Annotated in this window: 19 protein-coding genes; 10 read left to right on the top strand and 9 right to left on the bottom strand. The window is 64.6% G+C overall.

Features of this window, described 5'->3' with window-relative positions:
• Nucleotides 1-53: 53 nt before the first annotated feature.
• Together hemF and BN60_RS22375 are read right to left on the bottom strand one after the other, a co-directional pair.
• Nucleotides 54-977: an oxygen-dependent coproporphyrinogen oxidase gene (gene hemF, locus BN60_RS22380; RefSeq protein ID WP_020698392.1), complete on the bottom strand. Its 924-nt coding sequence runs from the start codon at nt 975-977 to the stop codon at nt 54-56.
• Nucleotides 974-1,432 carry a tRNA (cytidine(34)-2'-O)-methyltransferase gene (locus tag BN60_RS22375; protein WP_020698391.1) on the bottom strand — a complete coding sequence of 153 codons (459 nt, stop codon included), beginning with the start codon at nt 1,430-1,432 and terminating at the stop codon, nt 974-976. Before BN60_RS22375 ends, hemF begins: the two co-directional genes overlap by 4 nt.
• A gap of 153 nt (nt 1,433-1,585) precedes the next feature.
• Here BN60_RS22375 and petA point away from each other — a divergent pair, with 153 nt between their 5' ends.
• The 4 genes from petA (at nt 1,586) to BN60_RS22355 (ending at nt 4,809) form a co-directional block, all read left to right on the top strand.
• On the top strand, nt 1,586-2,152 hold the full coding sequence (gene petA, locus BN60_RS22370) for a ubiquinol-cytochrome c reductase iron-sulfur subunit (RefSeq protein WP_051150172.1): 567 nt from the start codon (nt 1,586-1,588) through the stop codon (nt 2,150-2,152).
• Nucleotides 2,153-2,196: 44 nt separating this feature from the next.
• A complete protein-coding gene (locus BN60_RS22365; RefSeq protein ID WP_020698389.1) occupies nt 2,197-3,432 on the top strand; it encodes a cytochrome b in 1,236 nt (411 codons plus the stop codon).
• Nucleotides 3,433-3,437: 5 nt separating this feature from the next.
• The gene (locus BN60_RS22360) at nt 3,438-4,220 is read left to right on the top strand and encodes a cytochrome c1 (RefSeq protein WP_020698388.1); all 783 of its coding nucleotides are present in this window, start codon (nt 3,438-3,440) and stop codon (nt 4,218-4,220) included.
• Between the two features lie 187 nt (nt 4,221-4,407).
• On the top strand, nt 4,408-4,809 hold the full coding sequence (locus tag BN60_RS22355; protein ID WP_043284236.1) for a hypothetical protein: 402 nt from the start codon (nt 4,408-4,410) through the stop codon (nt 4,807-4,809).
• A 28-nt stretch (nt 4,810-4,837) separates the two neighbouring features.
• Here BN60_RS22355 and BN60_RS22350 read toward each other — a convergent pair whose 3' ends face one another.
• The 3 genes from BN60_RS22350 to BN60_RS22340 are packed head-to-tail and all read right to left on the bottom strand — an operon-like array spanning nt 4,838 to nt 7,636.
• Nucleotides 4,838-5,743, bottom strand: a complete 906-nt coding sequence (locus BN60_RS22350) for an HpcH/HpaI aldolase/citrate lyase family protein (protein WP_020698386.1) — start codon at nt 5,741-5,743, stop codon at nt 4,838-4,840.
• Nucleotides 5,740-6,975, bottom strand: coding sequence for a CaiB/BaiF CoA transferase family protein (locus tag BN60_RS22345; RefSeq protein WP_020698385.1), 1,236 nt, complete (start codon nt 6,973-6,975; stop codon nt 5,740-5,742). The genes BN60_RS22350 and BN60_RS22345 overlap by 4 nt, the downstream gene beginning before the upstream one ends.
• Nucleotides 6,968-7,636, bottom strand: a complete 669-nt coding sequence (locus BN60_RS22340) for a dienelactone hydrolase family protein (RefSeq protein WP_020698384.1) — start codon at nt 7,634-7,636, stop codon at nt 6,968-6,970. Before BN60_RS22340 ends, BN60_RS22345 begins: the two co-directional genes overlap by 8 nt.
• Before the next feature lie 87 nt (nt 7,637-7,723).
• Here BN60_RS22340 and BN60_RS22335 point away from each other — a divergent pair, with 87 nt between their 5' ends.
• The 5 genes from BN60_RS22335 to BN60_RS22315 all read left to right on the top strand — a co-directional run bounded on the left by BN60_RS22335 (nt 7,724) and on the right by BN60_RS22315 (nt 12,496).
• The gene (locus tag BN60_RS22335; RefSeq protein ID WP_020698383.1) at nt 7,724-8,347 is read left to right on the top strand and encodes an FMN-binding negative transcriptional regulator; all 624 of its coding nucleotides are present in this window, start codon (nt 7,724-7,726) and stop codon (nt 8,345-8,347) included.
• Nucleotides 8,348-8,491: 144 nt separating this feature from the next.
• Nucleotides 8,492-9,418, top strand: a complete 927-nt coding sequence (locus BN60_RS22330) for a tripartite tricarboxylate transporter substrate binding protein (protein WP_086002740.1) — start codon at nt 8,492-8,494, stop codon at nt 9,416-9,418.
• An 80-nt stretch (nt 9,419-9,498) separates the two neighbouring features.
• Entirely contained in the window at nt 9,499-10,479 is a 981-nt protein-coding gene (locus tag BN60_RS22325) for a tripartite tricarboxylate transporter substrate binding protein (RefSeq protein WP_043284232.1), read from the top strand.
• A 30-nt stretch (nt 10,480-10,509) separates the two neighbouring features.
• On the top strand, nt 10,510-10,983 hold the full coding sequence (locus tag BN60_RS22320) for a tripartite tricarboxylate transporter TctB family protein (RefSeq protein ID WP_020698380.1): 474 nt from the start codon (nt 10,510-10,512) through the stop codon (nt 10,981-10,983).
• 4 nt (nt 10,984-10,987) lie between these two features.
• Nucleotides 10,988-12,496, top strand: a complete 1,509-nt coding sequence (locus BN60_RS22315) for a tripartite tricarboxylate transporter permease (RefSeq protein ID WP_020698379.1) — start codon at nt 10,988-10,990, stop codon at nt 12,494-12,496.
• Here the strand turns inward: BN60_RS22315 and BN60_RS22310 are convergent, their stop codons facing one another.
• A complete protein-coding gene (locus BN60_RS22310) occupies nt 12,497-13,867 on the bottom strand; it encodes an esterase-like activity of phytase family protein (protein ID WP_020698378.1) in 1,371 nt (456 codons plus the stop codon). It lies immediately after the preceding gene.
• A 155-nt stretch (nt 13,868-14,022) separates the two neighbouring features.
• Here BN60_RS22310 and BN60_RS22305 point away from each other — a divergent pair, with 155 nt between their 5' ends.
• A complete protein-coding gene (locus BN60_RS22305; RefSeq protein WP_020698377.1) occupies nt 14,023-15,954 on the top strand; it encodes a PhoX family protein in 1,932 nt (643 codons plus the stop codon).
• A gap of 31 nt (nt 15,955-15,985) precedes the next feature.
• Here the strand turns inward: BN60_RS22305 and BN60_RS22300 are convergent, their stop codons facing one another.
• Genes BN60_RS22300 through ychF form a run of 3 tightly spaced genes read right to left on the bottom strand, consistent with a single transcriptional unit; the run spans nt 15,986 to nt 18,353 of the window.
• Nucleotides 15,986-16,390: a RidA family protein gene (locus BN60_RS22300; protein WP_020698376.1), complete on the bottom strand. Its 405-nt coding sequence runs from the start codon at nt 16,388-16,390 to the stop codon at nt 15,986-15,988.
• Complete coding sequence (locus BN60_RS29200) at nt 16,387-17,199, bottom strand: MerR family transcriptional regulator (protein ID WP_020698375.1); 813 nt, start codon at nt 17,197-17,199, stop codon at nt 16,387-16,389. The genes BN60_RS22300 and BN60_RS29200 overlap by 4 nt, the downstream gene beginning before the upstream one ends.
• 56 nt (nt 17,200-17,255) lie before the next feature.
• Nucleotides 17,256-18,353: a redox-regulated ATPase YchF gene (gene ychF, locus BN60_RS22290; protein WP_020698374.1), complete on the bottom strand. Its 1,098-nt coding sequence runs from the start codon at nt 18,351-18,353 to the stop codon at nt 17,256-17,258.
• Nucleotide 18,354: the final 1 nt, after the last annotated feature.

The following is an 18,354-nucleotide window of genomic DNA, read 5'->3' as shown; positions in this document are numbered from 1 at the left end:
TGCGAAGCGTAAAACGTTCCGCCTTGTGGCAGTTTCAGGTCGAGAGGTCGCGATTACGGCCAGCGCACTTCCGGCGGCAGCGACATCAGGATCGCCTCGACATTGCCGCCGGTCATCAGGCCGAACTTGGTGCCGCGATCGTGGAGCAGGTTGAATTCGACGTAGCGTCCGCGCCGCGCGAGCTGGTGGGCGCGCTCGGCCTCGGTCCAGGGCTCGTTCATGTGGCGACGCACCAGTTTGGGATAGATGTCGAGGAAGGCCGTGCCGACATCGCGCGTGAAGGCGAGGTCGCGCGCATGATCGCCGCTATCCAGGTAGTCGTAGAAGATGCCGCCGACGCCGCGCGGCTCGTTGCGATGCGGCAGGAAGAAGTACTCGTCGCACCATTCCTTGAAGCGCTGATAGTAGGTGGGATCATGCGCATCGCAGGCGGCGCGTAAGGTGGTGTGGAAGTCCCGCGTGTCGGGATCGTGCGGCGTCATCGGCGTCAGGTCGGCGCCGCCGCCGAACCAGCTTCGCGTCGTCACGATGAAGCGCGTGTTCATATGCACCGCCGGCACCTTGGGTGACTGCATGTGGGCGACCAGCGAGATGCCGGAGGCGAAGAAGCGCGGATCCTGGTTGGCGCCGGGGATCTGATTGCGGAACTCGGGGCTGAACTCGCCGAACACGGTCGAGACGTTGACGCCCACCTTCTCGAAGACCCGGCCGCGCATCAGCGCCATCGTGCCGCCGCCGCGATCCTCGCCGTTCGGCCCCTTGTCGCGCCGCCAGGGCTTGCGCTCGAACCGGCCGGCCGGCTTGTCGCGATGCGTGCCGTCGAGGTCGTCCTCGATCTTCTCGAAGGCGGCGCAGATCTTGTCGCGCAGCCCTTCGAACCAGGTGCGCGCCTCGGCCTTGCGCCGCGCAATGGTCGCGTCGTCGGGCAGCGGCGAAGGGCCTTGGGGGCCGGTGGCGTGGCGGGCGGGCTGGGTCATACGAGGTCCTGGAATCCCGAGGTCTGGCGAAGCGCCTCGCTCAATACCATCGCGCCTGCGAGCGCGACATTGAGCGAACGTGCGCCCTTTTTGAGCGGTACCCGTACCCGGAGCCCGGCCGCCTCGTGCACCTCGGCGGGGACCCCGGCGCTCTCGCGGCCGAGCAGCAGGATGTCGCTGGCCTCGAAGCGGGCCTGGGGCAGGGGAACGGCGCCCGCCGTGGTCAGGAGGACGAGCCGGCCCTCCGGCCGGTCTCGCCGGAAGGCCGCCCAGGAAGGGTGCCGGATCAGGGTCGCCAGGTCGTAGTAGTCCAGGGAGGCCCGCCGCATCCGCTTGTCGTCCACCGGGAAGCCGCAGGGCTCGATGATGTGCAGGGGGATGTCCAGGCAGGCCGCGAGGCGGATGAAGGCGCCGAGGTTTTGCGGGATGTCGGGCTCGAACAGGGCCAATTGCATGGGCCTTGTATCCTCGTCCGCGCCGCGGAAGCCCGATGCGGCACGCTGTCACAGAAAGCCGCGTTTTGGGACTGCGACCAACAGAGCCTTGAAACATAAGGGGCTTTCGCGGTTTAAAGGCCCATCTCCTCGGGGGGACGGAAGAGAGAAATCATGGCGTCTTCAAGCATTCCAGCTGGCGGGCACAGCGACCCGACCCGGCGCGACTTCCTCATGGTCGCAACGGGCGCCCTTGCCGGCGTCGGTGCGGCGGCCACCGCATGGCCCTTCATCAACAATCTCAATCCCGCCGCGGACACGCTCGCGCTGTCGACCATCGAGGTGAACGTCACCCCGATCCAGGTCGGCCAGGCCGTCACCGTGAAATGGCGCGGCAAGCCGGTGTTCATCCGGCATCGCACACCGGAAGAGATCAAGGAAGCCGAGGCGGTGCCGCTGTCGGCTCTGCCCGATCCGCAGACCGACAATGCGCGTGTCACCGACACGGCGAAGAAGGTTCGCCCGGAGTGGCTGATCATGATCGGTGTCTGCACCCATCTCGGCTGCGTGCCGCTCGGCAACAAGCCGGGTGACCCGAAGGGCGAGTACGGTGGCTGGTTCTGCCCCTGCCACGGCTCGAGCTACGACACCTCTGGACGTATCCGCAAAGGACCGGCACCGAAGAACCTCGTGGTTCCGGAGTACCTGTTCACGTCCGATAGCCTCGTTCGCATCGGCTGATCGACGTCGATCGCCCGCCACTGATCTCGCTGGAGTTCACAGCAATGGCTTCGTCACACGGCACGCCGCCGGTCTTCAATAACAAGGTGATCGCCTGGATCGATCACCGCCTGCCGATCTTCTCGTATATCGAGAAGGAGTATCACACCTTCCCGACGCCCCGGAATTTCAACTACTTCTGGAATTTCGGCGCGATCGCCACGGTGATGCTGGTCCTCATGATCGCGACGGGCGTGGTGCTGGCGACGAACTACACGCCGCATGTGCTGATGGCCTTCGACTCGGTGGAGCGTATCGACCGTGACGTGCCGCAGGGCTGGCTGATCCGCGACCTGCATATGAACGGCGCGTCGTTCTTCTTCATTGCCGTCTACATCCATATCTTCCGCGGCATGTACTACGGCTCCTACAAGGCGCCGCGCGAACTGCTGTGGATCCTGGGCGTCGTCATCTTCCTGCTGATGATGGCAACGGCATTCATGGGCTACGTGCTGCCGTGGGGCCAGATGAGCTTCTGGGGCGCCACCGTCATCACCAACCTGTTCTCGGCCATCCCGGTGGTCGGCGACGCGATCGTGACCTGGCTGTGGGGCGGCTTCGCCGTCGACAACCCGACGCTCAACCGCTTCTTCGCCCTGCACTACCTGCTGCCGTTCATCATCGTGGCCGTCGTGGCGCTGCACGTCGTGGCGCTGCACATCCACGGTTCGAACAACCCGACCGGCATCGACCCGAAGGGCCCGCAGGACACCGTGCCCTTCCATCCGTACTACACGATGAAGGACGGCTTCGGCGTCGTGGTCTTCCTGATCGTCTATGCCGGCTTCGTCTTCTTCGCGCCCGACTACATGGGCCATCCGGACAACTATATCGCGGCCGACCCGCTGGTGACGCCGGCGCACATCGTGCCCGAATGGTACTTCCTGCCGTTCTACGCGATCCTGCGCGCCATTCCGGACAAGCTCGGCGGCGTGCTGGCCATGTTCGGCGCCATCGCCGTGCTGTTCATCCTGCCCTGGCTCGATACCTCGCGCGTCCGGTCGGCCACGTTCCGGCCGATCTACAAGTGGTTCATGATGCTGCTGGTGGTCGACGTGATCGTGCTGGGCTTCTGTGGTGCCAATCCGCCGGAAGGCTTCTGGGTGCCGCTGTCGCAGCTCGCCACGCTCTACTACTTCTTCCACTTCCTCATCCTGCTGCCGGTCTTGGGCAAGATCGAACGGCCATTGCCATTGCCTCCCAGCATTGCCGACGCAGTGCTCAAGAAGAAGGCGGTGTAAGAGCCATGCGTAAGCTACTCGCCACGGGTGCCATCGCCCTCGCAGCCCTCGCCACCGGCGCGGTCGCCATCGCGGCCGGCACGACGGAGCCGCCACCGCAAAGGAAGTGGCACTTCCAGGGACCGTTCGGCACCTACGACCGTGCCGCCGCCCAGCGCGGATATCAGGTCTATCACGACGTCTGCGCGGCCTGTCATTCGTTGCAGCTCCTGGCCTATCGCAACCTGATGGAACTCGGCCTCACCGAGAATCAGGTGAAGGACCTGATCAAGGACATCACCGTCCCCGATCTCAACGACGACGGCCAGCCGATCGATCGGCCCGCGCGTCTGTCGGATCGCTTCAAGAAGCCGTTCCCGAACCAGGCTGCTGCCGCCGCCGCCAACAACGGCAAGGCGCCGCCCGACCTCAGCGTCATCGTCAAGGCGCGCGCGGATGGTCCGAACTACCTCCACGGCCTGCTCACCGGCTATGTCCCCTACGACAAGCTGACGCCTGAGCAGATCAAGGAGTTCGCGGTCACCAAGGACGACAACTTCAACAAGTACTTCCCGGGCCACAAGATCGCCATGGCGCCGCCGCTGGCGGACGACAAGGTGGCCTATACCGACGGCACCAAGTCGACGCTCGACCAGCAATCGTCCGACGTCGTCGAGTTCCTGGCCTGGGCGTCCGAGCCGCATATGGAGGATCGCAAGCGCACCGGCGTGCGGGTCGTCCTGTTCCTGCTGGCGCTGGCGGGCTTCATGTACGCCGTGAAGCGCATGGTGTGGTCGGACAAGCACTAGGCTCCACGCCCAAAAGACATCAAAGCCCCATACCTCAGGTATGGGGCTTTTTCTTTGGTGGGTCGGTCCTTATCGAAGGATGAGGAAACCGTACGAACCGATAGTTCCTCGATTGTACACGTGCGCTCTTGACCATGAGGGCGCCCGTCCTACGTCCAGAAGACGTCCACTACCCCAGGAGGGCGTCATGTGTGACTATTCACTGGAGCTTTATCGTTCACGTCCTGCGACTGAAGAAGAGCAATACACGCTTCGCCGCTTCCCCAGCGGCACCATGGGCTTCACGGCCGCCCGCGACTGCGAGACCGCAGTGTGCATCCCGGCCGATGCCCGGTTGAGGCTGACAGGCATCGGCGAGGCCGTGCAGCAAGCCTACTCTGTGAAGCCAATCGAAGAAGTGGTGATGACGCGCATCGAAGGCGGTGCCTACGCGCACAAGGATGCCGTGAGGTTCTCGAACGGCCGGGAAGTTCTGCTTCAGAGCTTCAACGCCGGCATGACTGCCGAGGTCGTCGCGTTCACGTCCGATCTCACGGGTATCGGTGAAATGCGTCGTTGGCGTTCGCCGGCCGAGCTGGTCGATGCCTGACCAAGCGCCGGCATGAGCTCAGGAGGGCTCAGGCCTTCCTGAGCCGGCGGTGTTCGATGGCTTCGTAGCGCTGGATCAGACGACGGGCCCGGTCGATCACCGGGATGTCGATCATTTTGCCATCGACCGAGAAGGAGCCACGGCCTGCGGCTGCGGCTTTCTCGTCCGCGGCGATCAGTTTCCGCGCATAGGCCACGTCTTCATCGGGTGGCGTGAACGCCTCGTTGAGGGCCTGGACCAGGCCCGGGTGAATGCAGGTGCCACCGGAGAAGCCGAAGCGGCGCGCCCGGATGGCGCTCTTCCGGTAGGCTTCGGGATCGGAATAGTCGGCGACCGTACCCAGGATGCCGATCATGGCAACGCCATGGGCCTGTGCGGCGAAAGCCACCATGCGCTTGGGCAGTTCCAGCGTCTCGTCGCCCGGCACCGAGCCGGTTTCCAGCGCGAAGTCCTCGCCGCCCAGCATCATGGCAATGACGCGCGGCCCCCGTTCGGCGATATCGTTCAACTCGGTGAGGGCGCGCGGATGTTCGATCATGGCGCCGAAACCCACGCTGCCGACGGGCATGCCGCGCTCGCGCTCCAGCTCCGTCACCAGCTCGTCGAGCAGCCGGAGATGCTGTACGCCCTCGGTCTTGGTGATGAACAGCGCCGACAGGCCCGGTCGCACCGCCGCCTCGATGTCGGGAATGGCAAGGCGCAGCGGCCGGTTGATGCGTACCGCGACGTCGGCGCCGCGGCGCGCCACCTTCGTCATCGTCTCGGCCAGCATGGCGCGGGCTTCGGGTTTCTGCGCCGCCTGCACGCTATCTTCGAGATCGACCAGCACACAGTCCGCACCGCGCTCGTGGGCCTTGTCGATGAACTTCGGCACGTTGCCCGGCACGTAGAGGATCGACCGCCAGACGGGCGGAGCAGGGCGGTGGACGGTCACTTGTTCTTTCCTTTGGAGATGGCACCGGACGCACAAAGCCGATCGTATTCGGCTGCCCCCAGCAGCGGCTTCAGCAGCTCTTCGTTGTGTTGACCGACCTTGGGCGCCGCGCTCTTCAGGGCGCCGGGCGTGCCCGACAGCCGCGGCACGACGGGATGGGTCGGCAGCTCGCCCATGTCCTCGTCGGGTATCTCGATCAACGCCTCGCGTTCCAGCACATAGGGATCCTGAACAATCTGCGAGATGTCGTTGACCGGGCCGATCGTGACGCCCGCCTCGTCGAAGTACTTCAGGTTCTCCTCGAGATCGCGGGCAGCGATGAAGCCGCCGATGATATCGTCGAGCTCGAGGCCGTTTTTCACGCGCTCGATGTTGGTGGCGAAGCGCGGATCCTTCACCAGCTCGGGCCGTCCGATCTTCACCAGCACGCGCTCGGCCATGCCCTGCGTCGAGGCCGAGAGGCAAACCCAGTGGCCGTCCTTGGTCTGATAGACATTGCGCGGCGCCGCATTGGTCGAGCGGCTGCCGGTCCTCACCTTCACTTCGCCGGTGAGCTTGTGGTTGGCGGCCTGCGGGCCGAGCATCGAAAACAACGGGTCGAACAGCGGCAGGTCGAGTGTCTGGCCCTTGCCGCCATTCATCTCGACTTCGCGCAACGCCACCATCACCGCGCCATAGCCGTTGAGGGCGGCCATGCAGTCCGCAAGGTACATCGGTGGCAGCACGGGCTCGCGATCGGCGAAACCGTTCATCGACGCAAAACCGCTATAGCCTTCGATCAGGGTGCCGAAACCCGGCTTGTGGCGATAGCGACCGTCTTGGCCCCAGCCGGAAATGCGCACGATCACCAGCTTGGGATTGATCGCATGCAGCTCGGCGGGCGAGAGGCCCATATCCTCCATGACGCCCGGTCGGAAGCTTTCGACGAGGATAGCTGCCGATTTCGCTAGCTCGCGCACGATGATACGGCCGGCATCGGAACGCAGGTCCAAGGCAACACTCTTCTTGTTGCGGCTATAGACCTTCCAGGCCGTTTCGACGTCCTTGACCCGCCAGGAGCGCAGGGTGTCGCCTTCCGGCGGCTCGATCTTGACGACCTCGGCGCCGAAGTCGGCGAGCTGCAAGGTCAGCACATTGCCCGCGACCAGCCGAGACAGGTCGACGACGCGGACCCCGTTCAGGGGGCCGCGCGCGCCGGGCTCGAAGGTCTTTTGGGAAGGTTTCCTAGCCAACGTGCTTGGCCATGAACGCGAGCGTGCGCTCATAGGCTTGCTTGGAAGCCGCGGCATCGTAGCTGCCGCGTTCGTCGCAATGGAAACCGTGGTCGGCGGGGTAGTCGAAGATCTGCACGCCGGGATGGAGCTTACGCAGCTCGTTCACATGCTCCATCGGGATGTGCATGTCCTTGTCGCCGAAATGCATCATCGTCGGCACGGTGGGCTTCTCGTTCCGCGTGCCATAGATGCCGCCGCCATAATAGGCGATTGCCGCGTCGGGCTTGAGCCGCGTCGCCGACAGCCAGGTGATGGTGCCGCCCCAGCAGAAGCCGGTGACGCCGACTTTCTTGGCGCCGCGCTTCTTCAGTTCGGCAATGGCGGCATCGACATCCTGCACGGGCTTGTCGAGGCCGAGCTCGGTCACGTACTTGCGGCCTTCGGCGATGGTGTCGGGCGTGTAGCCCAGTTCGACGCCGGTCTTGATATGGTCGAAGAAACGCGGCGCCAACGCGATATAGCCGTCGGCCGCGAACTTGTCGGTCACAGCGCGGATGTGATGGTTGACCCCGAAAATTTCCTGGATGACGACGATGCCGCCTTTGACGGTGCCGGTCGGAGTCGCGAGATAGGCGCCGATTTCGCCGGCGGCTGACTTAAGTCGAATATCCTCGCCCATGAAAATTCCTCCTCGTTGCGGGCGGCATTGGACATGGTAATGCGACCGGGTTCAACCATTCAGCCGAGCCCGTCGGAGAGGCGCGCCATGTACATTCCGAAGCACTTCGAAGGTGACGAAGCCATCGGCCGTGAGATCATGCTGGCCCATAGCTGGGCGCTGCTGATGACCGCTGGCGAAGACGGTGCGCCGGTCGCCACGCATTTGTCGTTGCTCTGGCAGGACGATGGCACGCCGCATGGATCGCTGGTCGGACATATGGCGCGCGCCAACACTCACTGGAAGCTGTTCGAGCGCAACGTCGATTCGCTGGCATTGTTCTGGGGGCCGCACGCCTATGTTTCGCCCACCTGGTACGCGCCGGGCGCCAAGGTGCCGACCTGGAACTACGTTACGGTCCACGCTTATGGCCGGCCGCAGGTGATCGAGGATACGCAGGGCGCCATCGGCGTGCTGACCAGGCTCGCCTCTGCCTACGAAGGGACGAGCGATGATTCTTGGAGCCTGCGCCAGTTGCCGCCGGGCAATGCCGAGGCACAGACCAAAGGCATCGTCGCGTTTCGCATGGCGCTGTCACGCATCGAGACCAAGATCAAGCTCAGCCAGAATCGCGACCTCGAAGATCGTCGACGCGTCATCGACAAACTCGAAGCGAGCGAAAACCAGGATGCGCAGGCGACCGCGGCCTGGATGAAGCGCGTCTTACCGTAGCAGCGGAACTGCAACGCCTTTACTTAGGCCGAACCATCGTACAGGTTGCCGAAAGATTTCAGTCGGAGGGAAACTAAAATGGCTATGCGTCGTCGTGGTATTGTCAAAGGTGGCTTGGGCACGGTGATCGCTGCCGGTGTCGGAATGCCGCTTTACCTGCCGGCGGCGCGTGCGCAGACCTATCCCAGCAAGCCCATCACCTTCATCGTGCCGTGGCCGGCCGGTGGTTCGAGCGACATTACCCTGCGTGCCATGTGCGAATCGGCAAGCAAGGTGCTGGGCCAGCCCTTCCAGGTCGACAACAAGAGCGGCGCAGCGGGCACGCTCGGCCCGGCAACGATGGCGGCTACCGCCAAGCCCGACGGCTACACGATTGCCCAGCTTCCGATCTCGGTGTTCCGCCTGCCGGTAATGCAGAAGACCGCCTTCGATCCGATGAAGGACTTCACCTACATCTCACATCTCAGCGGCTACACTTTCGGCGTCACCACGGCAGCCGACCAGCCGTTCAAGACCTTCAAGGACGTCATCGAGTTCGCCAAGGCCAACCCGGGCAAGGTGACCTACGGCACGCCGGGTGCTGGCAGCTCGCTGCACATCGGCATGGAGCGGATCGCAGCCCAGGCCGGTATCAAGTGGACGCAGGTGCCCTTCAAGGGCGGCGCGGAAACCAATGCCGCCGTGCTGGGCAAGCACACGACCCTGCAGGCCGACTCGACGGGCTGGAAGCCGCTGGTCGATGGCGGCCAGCTCCGCCTGCTCTGCGTCTGGACGGAGAAGCGCACCAAGAACTGGCCGGATGCCCCGACCTTGAAGGAACTCGGCTTCGACATGGTGTTCGACTCGCCGTTCGGTGTCGGCGGCCCGAAGAACATGGACCCGGCGGTGGTCAAGAAGATCGACGATGCCTTCAAGATCGCGCTCGAGGACAAGGCCGTGATCGCCACCCTCGAGAAGTACGATATGACGCCGCGTTACATGACGACGGCGGCCTACGACAAGTTCGCGCGCCAGCTCTATCTCGAGGAGAAGGCGGTCATCGAGAAGCTCGGCCTCGCAGCCAAAGGCTGATCCTCGAGGGCGAACAACGACAACGAACAACGATAAAAATCGTCTGAATCACGAAAAGGCCCAGGGAGGAGCCACTCATCATGCGTCGTCGTTCACTTATGGTCTCATCGGGCGCAGCCGCCGTCGGCGTCTTTGCCCCGTCCATCCTTCGCGCTCAGGGCGCGAAGGATTTCCCCAGCAAGCCGATCACCTTGATCATGCCGTGGCCGGCCGGCAGCGGCGTCGATCTCTGGCATCGCGCCATGGCGGATGCGGCCGCCAAGATCCTTGGGCAGCCGGTGATCGTCGACAACCGCACCGGCGGTTCCGGCACGAGCGGCCCTGCCAGCATGGCGGCCGGCGCCAAGCCCGACGGCTACACGATTTCGCAGATGCCGGTGACGATCTTCCGCCTGCCGCACATGCAGAAGACGCCGTACGATCCGATGAAGGATTTCACTTGGATCCTTCATACCTCGGCCTACACGTTCGGCGTCGTGGTACGGGCGGATTCGCCGATGAAGACCTTCGCCGACGTGATCGAGTTCGCGAAGGCCAATCCCGGCAAGTTCACCTACGCCACGCCGGGCGCGGGCAGCTCGCTGCACATCGGCATGGAGCAGATCGCGCAGAAGGCCGGCGTGAAGTTCACGCATGTGCCGTTCAAGGGTGGTCCCGAGGGCTGGGCCGCCCTCGAAGGCGGGCATGTCATGGCCGATGCCGATGCCACCGGCTGGGCGCCGATGGTCGATTCGGGCAAGTTCCGCCTGCTTTGCATCTGGACCCAGGAGCGCAACGCGCGCTGGCCCAATGTACCGACGCTGAAGGAAGTCGGGTTCGACCTCACGCTCGATTCGCCGTTCGGCATTGCAGGTCCCAAGGGCATGGATCCGGCCGTGGTGCAGAAGCTGCACGACGCGTTCAAGGCGGCGCTCGACGATCCCAAGGTGGCCGAGCTGCGCGCTAAATACGACTATCCCAAGCGCTACATGAACACGGCCGACTATGCCAAGTTCGCCAAGCAGCAGTATGACGAGCAGCGCGTCGTGGTCGACCAGCTCGGGCTCGCCAAGAAGAACTAGATCGAGACGAGAGAGGAAGACGTCCTGACGATGGTGCGGCGTGCTGAGTTCTGGGGGGGCCTGTTCTGGCTGGCCTTCGGCGTCTTCATCACCTGGCAAGGCTGGCTGCTCGATCTCGGCAGCCTGCGCGAGCCGGGATCGGGCTTCGTCTTCTTCTGGCTCGGCCTGCTGATTTCGGTCTTCGCGATCTCGGTTGCGTTCAACGGCGTGCGCGGCCGCGGGCCCCTGCTGGGCGAGCTGTGGCAGGGCGCACGCTGGCGCAACGTGCTCCTCGTGATCCTGGCGCTCATCGCCTTTGGCTTCCTGTTCGAGCGGCTGGGCTTCGTCTTGTGCAGCTTGGCCCTGCTGCTCTTCCTGATGACATTCGTCGACCCCGTGAAGCCTACGCTTTCCATCCCGATCTCGATCGTGGCTGCGGTCGGCGTCTGGTACATCCTCGAAAAGGTCCTGCTGGTCCAGCTTCCCAAGGGAAGCTGGCTCGAAGGCCTGCCGCTGGTGGGCTGATCGCATGGACGTTCTTGCCGGTCTGGGTCAGGGCTTCGCCGTCGCCTTCGACCCCATAAACCTTCTCTACTGCTTCATCGGCGTCTTTATCGGCACGCTGGTCGGCGTGCTGCCCGGGATCGGGCCGATTTCGGCCATGTCGCTGCTGCTGCCGGTGACGCTCTCCGGCACGCCCGAGTCCGGCATCATCATGATGGCCGGCATCTACTACGGCTCCATGTATGGCGGCTCGACCACGGCGGTGCTGGTCAATATCCCGGGCGAGGCGGCCTCGGTCGTCACCTGTATCGACGGCCACGAAATGGCCAAGCGCGGTCGTGCCGGTCCGGCGCTGGGCATCGCTGCTCTGGGCTCGTTCGTTGCCGGCACCTTCGCCATCGTCGCCCTGATGCTGGTGGCGCCGCTGCTGGCCAAGGTCGCGGTGGCCTTCGGGCCGCCGGAATATTTCAGCCTGATGGTGCTCGGCCTCACAATCCTGTCGTTCCTGACGCAGGGGTCGATGGCCAAGGCGCTGCTGATGGCGGCGGTCGGCGTGGTGGTGGGCCTGGTCGGGCTGGACCAGATCAACGCCATGCCGCGATTGACTTTCGACCGCCTGGAGCTGGTCGATGGCATCGGCCTCGTGCCGGTGGTGATGGGCCTGTTCGGCGTCGCCGAGATTCTGACCAACATCGAGCAGAAAATCCGTCGCGACATCGTACAGTCGCGCATCGGCAGCCTCTGGCCCTCGCCGCAGGATCTGAAGGCGAGCGCCGGTCCCATCGGGCGCGGCACGATCCTCGGCTTCCTGCTGGGCGTGTTGCCGGGCGGTGGCGCGGTGATCTCCTCCTTCGCCTCCTACGCCATCGAGAAGAAGCTTTCGCGCACGCCCGAACGGTTCGGCAAGGGCGCCATCGAAGGCGTGGCGGGACCGGAGGCAGCCAACAATGCTGCAGCTGGCGGTGCCTTCATTCCGCTGATGACGCTCGGCATCCCGCCCAACGTCATCATGGCGCTGTTGCTCGGTGCTTTCATCATCCACGGCCTGCAGCCGGGGCCGCTGATGATGAGCCAGAACCCGGGTATCTTCTGGGGCATCATCGCGAGCATGTATGTCGGCAACATCATGTTGCTGGTGCTGAACATGCCGTTGATCGGCATGTGGGTGCAGGTGCTGAAGGCGCCCTACAAGATCCTGTTCCCGCTGATCCTGATGTTCTGCATCGTCGGCGTCTTCGCCTCAGGCAACGCGGTGTTCGACGTGTTCGTGATGATCGCCACCGGCGTGCTGGGCTATCTGATGCGGAAGTTCGGCTACGAGGCGGCGCCGCTGGTGCTGGCTTTCGTGTTGGGCCCGATGCTGGAGAACAACCTGCGCAAGGGGTTGATCCTGAGCGAGGGCAACTTCGACATCTTCGTCACCCGGCCGATCTCGCTGGCCTGTCTGGTCGTGGCGGCCCTGCTGCTCGTGGCGCCGCTCCTTCCCGCGCTTCGCAAGAAGCGCGAGAAGGTGGCACTCGACGTGACCGAGTAGTTACTTCGCCTTCAGGAGGTCGGTGACCTTCAGGAGGATCAGCTCGTTGTCGTCGGACTTGCCGAGCGCGCGGCCCGACGAGAAGGGCAGGTTGTTGTCGTTGCCGACGATGATGTGGTCGGCGTCGACCAGATCCACGTTCTCGATGGTGAAGAACGGAAAGGTGAGCTTGCCGTCCTTGCCGCCCTGGCGAGCGAGCTTCTTCGGGTCCTGGATGTCCATCAGGTCGATGTAGCCCACCTTCTTCACGAAGCCGTCGGCATCGGCCTGGCCGAGATCGACCTTGTAGATGCGCTTGAACCTGGCCGGCACGTTGAAGCAATCGGCCTTCGGAGCGCCGGCTGCGCAGGCCTGCGCGGCATCGCCTTCGGTGTCGTCGCGCTCGATGATCAGACCACTAGTGGCGTCGATCATGTTGAAGTCGCCAATCGAATTGGTCGGCGCGTCGAGGGCGTACTTGTAGCTCTTGCCGGTGTATTCGCCCTTCGCGGTGTCGAACTCGAGAATGCGCAGGAAGCGCTTGCCGTCCTTCGCTTCGAGTTCGCCGGACTCGGTCACCAGCGGACCTTCGAGGAGGGGGTAGAGGAACTTGCCGTCGGGGGAGGCGGCCATGCCCTCGAATCCCTTGCTGCGCCGGACCTCGAACTTCACCGGGCCGGGTGCGCCCGGCATGACGAGCGCAGGATGGTCAGGCGAGCGGACGACCTTGCCGTCGACCTTGGTCTCCACGACCTGCAGGACCTTGCCGTTGCGATCCGTCTTGATCAGGAACGGGCCGAACTCCTCACCGAACCACAGCGCATCGCCGATCGGCTGGATCGACTCGAGGTCGAAGTCCGAGCCGGTCAAGTATCGCTTGGGCGTGTTCTCGTTGACGATGCGGAACGGCACCTTGCGGTCGGGATCGTGTAGGAAGGTCGTCGACACGCGCTCGACGGCGCCGCTCTTCCAGTCCGGCTTCAGCACATGGAACGTCAGCATCGCGTCGGGCGAGTTGGCCTTGGAGCCGAAGCCGTTGTCGGTCACCGTGAGAAAGCTGCCATCCTTCAGGTTCTTGATACCGGACAGGCCCTGCACCGGCTGGCCCTTGAGCGGCAGCTTGAGGCCGGTGGGCCGGGGCGCAGCCTTGTCCGACAGGGCGGAGAAGGCCTGGACACTCTCGGGCGTGTCCACACGCTGGCCCGGCGGCCCGGCATAGCGGCCGGAAATCTGCAGCTCCTGTGGCGCATCGGCCGGCGCCGGCACCAAAGTCATGGCCGGCAGCACGGCGTGGCCTTCCAGCGTCGCCGGGAACTTGGTCTGGGCCGATGCGGGAAAAGCAGCCAGCAGGAGAGCGGCGAAGGAGGCGCCAAGAAGCAGATGTGTTCGCATGTTTTTCTCTTCAGAGGATGTGACGTCTGCCTGCTACAGACTTCGCGCTACAGTTTGCTGACGGTCCTTGTGGATCGTGCCGGGGCGCGGCAAAGATCGTAATGGAAACGCCATCTTTGGCCGTTAGCCAGATGGGCTGCTTTCCAGGAGACTTCATGGCTGCTCGCAACGACGACTTCATCGACCCCGACGATATTGGTGTGAATGTCAGCAGCGAGCCTTCGATCGGGGAGTTGATCGAACGACGCCTCAACCGGCGCGAAGCATTGCGCGGGCTGGCTGGCCTCGGTGCTGTTGCGGCGTTCAGCAATCCGTTCAGCGCGTCGACCGCGAAGGCACAGCCGGCCGGCCCTTCCTCGCTTGGCTTCAAGGAGCTGGCCCATACGCTCGATGCGACGCATCACGTGTCCGAAGGCTACGACATGCAGGTGCTGATCCGCTGGGGCGATCCGGTCCTCGCCGGTGCGCCAGCCTTCGATCCTGCCGCGCTCACGGCGGCGGCTCAGGAAAAGCAGTTCGGCTACAACAACGACTATCTCGGTCTCTATCCGTTGCCGGCCGGCAGTGGCAGCGGCGACCGCTTCCTGATGGTCGCCAATCACGAATACACTAATGCCAACCTGATGTTCGCAGGCCTTGGCAGTGGCAGGGATGCTGCCCTGAAAGCCTCGACGGAACAGGTCGCCGTCGAGATGGCATCCGTTGGCGGCGCGATCATCGAGATCGTGCGCGAGGATGGCCGCTGGAAGGTCGTGCCGGAGAGCAAGTTCGCGCGCCGCATCACCGCCACGACGGCGATGGTATTTTCCGGTCCGGCCGCCGGCCACGCCAAACTCAAGACCTCGGCCGACCCGGCCGGCACCAAGGTTTTCGGCACGTTCGGCAACTGTGCCGGCGGCAGCACGCCGTGGGGGACGTGGCTGACTTGCGAGGAAAACTTCAATTTCTACTTCGGTGGCGACCCGGCGAAGCTGGCGGACGCCGAACTCGCCAAGCGCTACGGCATTGGTCGGGCGGCCAATGCCTGGAGCAAGCATGTCGATCGCTTCGACTTCGACAAGGAGCCGAACGAGCCCAACCGCTTTGGCTGGGTGGTCGAAATCGATCCTTACGATCCGGCCTCGACGCCGGTCAAACGCACCGCGCTCGGCCGCTTCAAGCACGAAGGCTGTACCTATACCCTCGCCAAGGACGGTCGGGTGGTCTTTTACAGCGGCGACGACGAGCGCTTCGAGTATGTCTACCGATTCGTCACTTCAAGGCCGTGGACTCCCAACGACCGTGCTGCGAACAAGAACCTGCTGGACGAGGGCACGCTCTCGGTCGCGCGCTTCAATGCCGACGGGAAGATCGAATGGCTTCCGCTGGTCCAGGGGCAGGGGCCGCTGACGGCGGAGAATGGCTTTGCCAACCAGGGCGACGTGTTGGTGAAGACGCGGCTCGCCGCCGATCTCCTGAAGCCCACCCCCATGGACCGGCCGGAAGACATCGAAACCAATCCCGTGAATGGCCGGGTCTACGTCGCGCTGTCCAACAACAGTCGGCGCAAAGCCGAGCAGGTCGACAAGGCCAATCCGCGGGCGGCCAACGACCACGGCCATATCCTGGAAATCGCCCCCAAGGACGGTGACCACGCGTCTGCCGAAGGGACATGGTCGATCTTCCTGTTGGCCGGCAAGCCCGGCCAGGATGCCGGCGCCCGCTATCATCGTGCGACGTCTGAAAACGGCTGGTTGAGCTGTCCCGACAACATCGCCTTCGACAGCAAGGGACATATCTGGATCGTGACCGACGGTGCTCCGAGCGCCGCCGGCGTGGCCGACGGGGTCTATGGCGCCGATACGACTGGCTTCGGCCGTGCCCTCACACGTTGCTTCTATCAGGCTCCGACGGGCGCCGAGGTGTGCGGGCCGATCTTCACGCCGGACGACAGCACGCTCTTCCTCGCCATCCAGCATCCCGGCGAGGACAGGGGATCGACATTTGAAAAGCCTTCGACGCGTTGGCCCGACTTCAAGGGCAACACGCCGCCTCGCCCTTCGGTGATCGCCATCACAAGGAAGGGCGGCGGGCCGATCGGCACCTAGTGCTTCCTCCCTGAACAAAGGGGGCAGCGCGTCAGCCGTCGATCACCGCCGTCGCGTCGATCTCGAACAACCAGCCCGGCCGGACCAGGCGGCTGACATAGATGAACGTGCTGGTCGGCGGGTGCGCGAGATCGACGTAGCGATCGCGCACATCGCGGAAGGCTGAGATCTCCTCGGGCGGGACGCTCGCCACGCAGTAGTTGTTGATCTTCACGATGTCTTTGAAGGTGCCGCCGGCGGCGCGGACGGCGGCGTCGAGATTCTTGAAGATCTGCTCGACCTGGGCACGGAAGTCGCCCTCGCCGACGAGTTTGCCGTCGACATCGTGCGCGACCTGGCCTGCGATCAGGACGATCTTGCCTTTGGTCACCTCGGCGATCTGAGAGTAGCCGGTGGGCGGCGGCAGGGTCTTGGGACTGGAAAGAACGACGGTCATGACACGCCTCCCGGCGCAGGTTGCAGGGGAAACTGGATCTCGGTGAGGTCGAAGCGGTTATTGCCCACGCTCGAGAAGTAACGTTCGCGCATCGGGCCGCCAATCTCGAAGCGCTGGCGCGACGAGGCCATGCGCGCGGCGTTGCAGGCCGGCGCGAAGGCATCTTCGTCGCTGGGGTGCACCACGCAGGCCGCCCGACAGGCCGGCAGCTGATAGACCTTGATGCTGCGCGGTGCCCGCGTCGGCCGTTCCAGCATGACGACGGCTTCGCAGTCGATCTCCCGGCGCTCGGGCGCGCAGTGGTGCCAGACGGCGCCATGGCCCGCGATTCGCGCCGTTCCCGGCAAGGCGCCGGCGATCTCGGCGAACAGATGGTCGATGGCGGCGTAGTCCGGCACGACGCGACGCAGGCTCGCCACGATTGCCGCCGGCACGTCGCGCACGACGACGTCGTATTCGGGGCCGTGCGCGTCTTCCAGATGGCGGATGCGTGCCTCGACGGCCGCGAGCTGGGCGCGCTCGGCATCGATCCGGCGGGCGAGGACCGCCTTGCGTTCGTCGAGCAGGGCACGCATGACCGCCGGCGACGGGGCCTCCTCCAGGAAGGTGCGAATTTGCTCCAGCGGCAGGCCGAGCGCGCGCAGCACCATCAGCCGGTGAAGCACGCCAAGCTGGGAGGGTTCGTAGAAGCGGTAGCCGGTGACGGGATCGACCCGAGCCGGCTTGAGGAGGCCCATTGCCTCGTAGTGGTGCAGCGCTTTGACCGACACGCGGCCACGGCGCGCGAAATCGCCGATCCGAAGCATCATGTCCGCGACGGTAGCGTCTCCCCTTAGGGGAGAGTCAAGGCGAGCCCGGCGCCTGACTACACGTTAAAGCGGAAGTGGAAGACGTCGCCGTCCTTGACCGCGTAGTCCTTGCCTTCGAGGCGGAGCTTGCCGGCGTCGCGTGCGCCCGCTTCGCCGTTCAGGGTCACGTAGTCGTCGTAGGCGATGGTCTCGGCGCGGATGAAGCCCTTCTCGAAGTCGGTGTGGATGACGCCGGCCGCCTCAGGCGCCTTGGCGTCGCGGTGGACGGTCCAGGCGCGGGCTTCCTTGGGGCCGACGGTGAAGAAAGTTACCAGGTCGAGCAGCCCATAGCCCGCGCGCACCACGCGGGCGAGACCTGTCTCCTCAAGGCCGAGCGAGGCCAGATAGTCGCTCTGGTCCTCGGCTGGCAGCTGTGCCACTTCGGCTTCGATGGCCGCCGAGATCACGACCGACGGCATGCCGCGCGACTTGGCGAAGGCCTCGGCCTTGGCGCTGTGGGCGTTGCCGGTGGCGGCCGAAGCTTCCTCGACGTTCAGCACGTACATCATCGGCTTGGCGGTAATGAGCTGCAGCCGCGCGAAAGCCGGCCGCTCGTCGTCGCTGATCTCGGTCTCGCGGGCGGCCTTGCCGTCGCGCAGGGAGACCAGGACCTTCTTCACCACCGGCGCTTCGGCGGCGGCCTCCTTGTCGCCGCCCTTGGCGCGCTTCTCGAGGGCGGGCAGGCGCTTTTCGAGGCTGTCGAGGTCGGCCAGCATCAACTCGGTCTCGACAATCTCGGCGTCGCGCACCGGATCGACGGTGCCCGAGACGTGCGTCACGTCACCATCTTCGAAGCAGCGTAGCACATGCGCGATGGCGTCGACCTCGCGGATGTTGCCGAGGAACTGGTTGCCCAGCCCTTCGCCGCGCGAGGCGCCCTTCACCAGGCCGGCAATGTCCACGAATTCGAGCTGCGTGTTGATGATCTTGGCCGAGCCCGCGATGCCGGCGAGCTTGTCCAGCCGCGGATCGGGCACGGCGACGCGGCCGACGTTCGGCTCGATGGTGCAGAACGGATAGTTGGCTGCCTGCGCCGCCTGCGTGGCGGTAAGCGCATTGAACAGAGTCGATTTGCCGACATTGGGCAGTCCGACGATTCCGCAGTTGAAACCCATG

This window comes from Reyranella massiliensis 521 (assembly GCF_000312425.1).
Classification (GTDB): domain Bacteria; phylum Pseudomonadota; class Alphaproteobacteria; order Reyranellales; family Reyranellaceae; genus Reyranella; species Reyranella massiliensis.
Note: the sequence above shows the minus strand (reverse complement) of the source record. Positions and strands in the feature narration are given on the sequence as shown.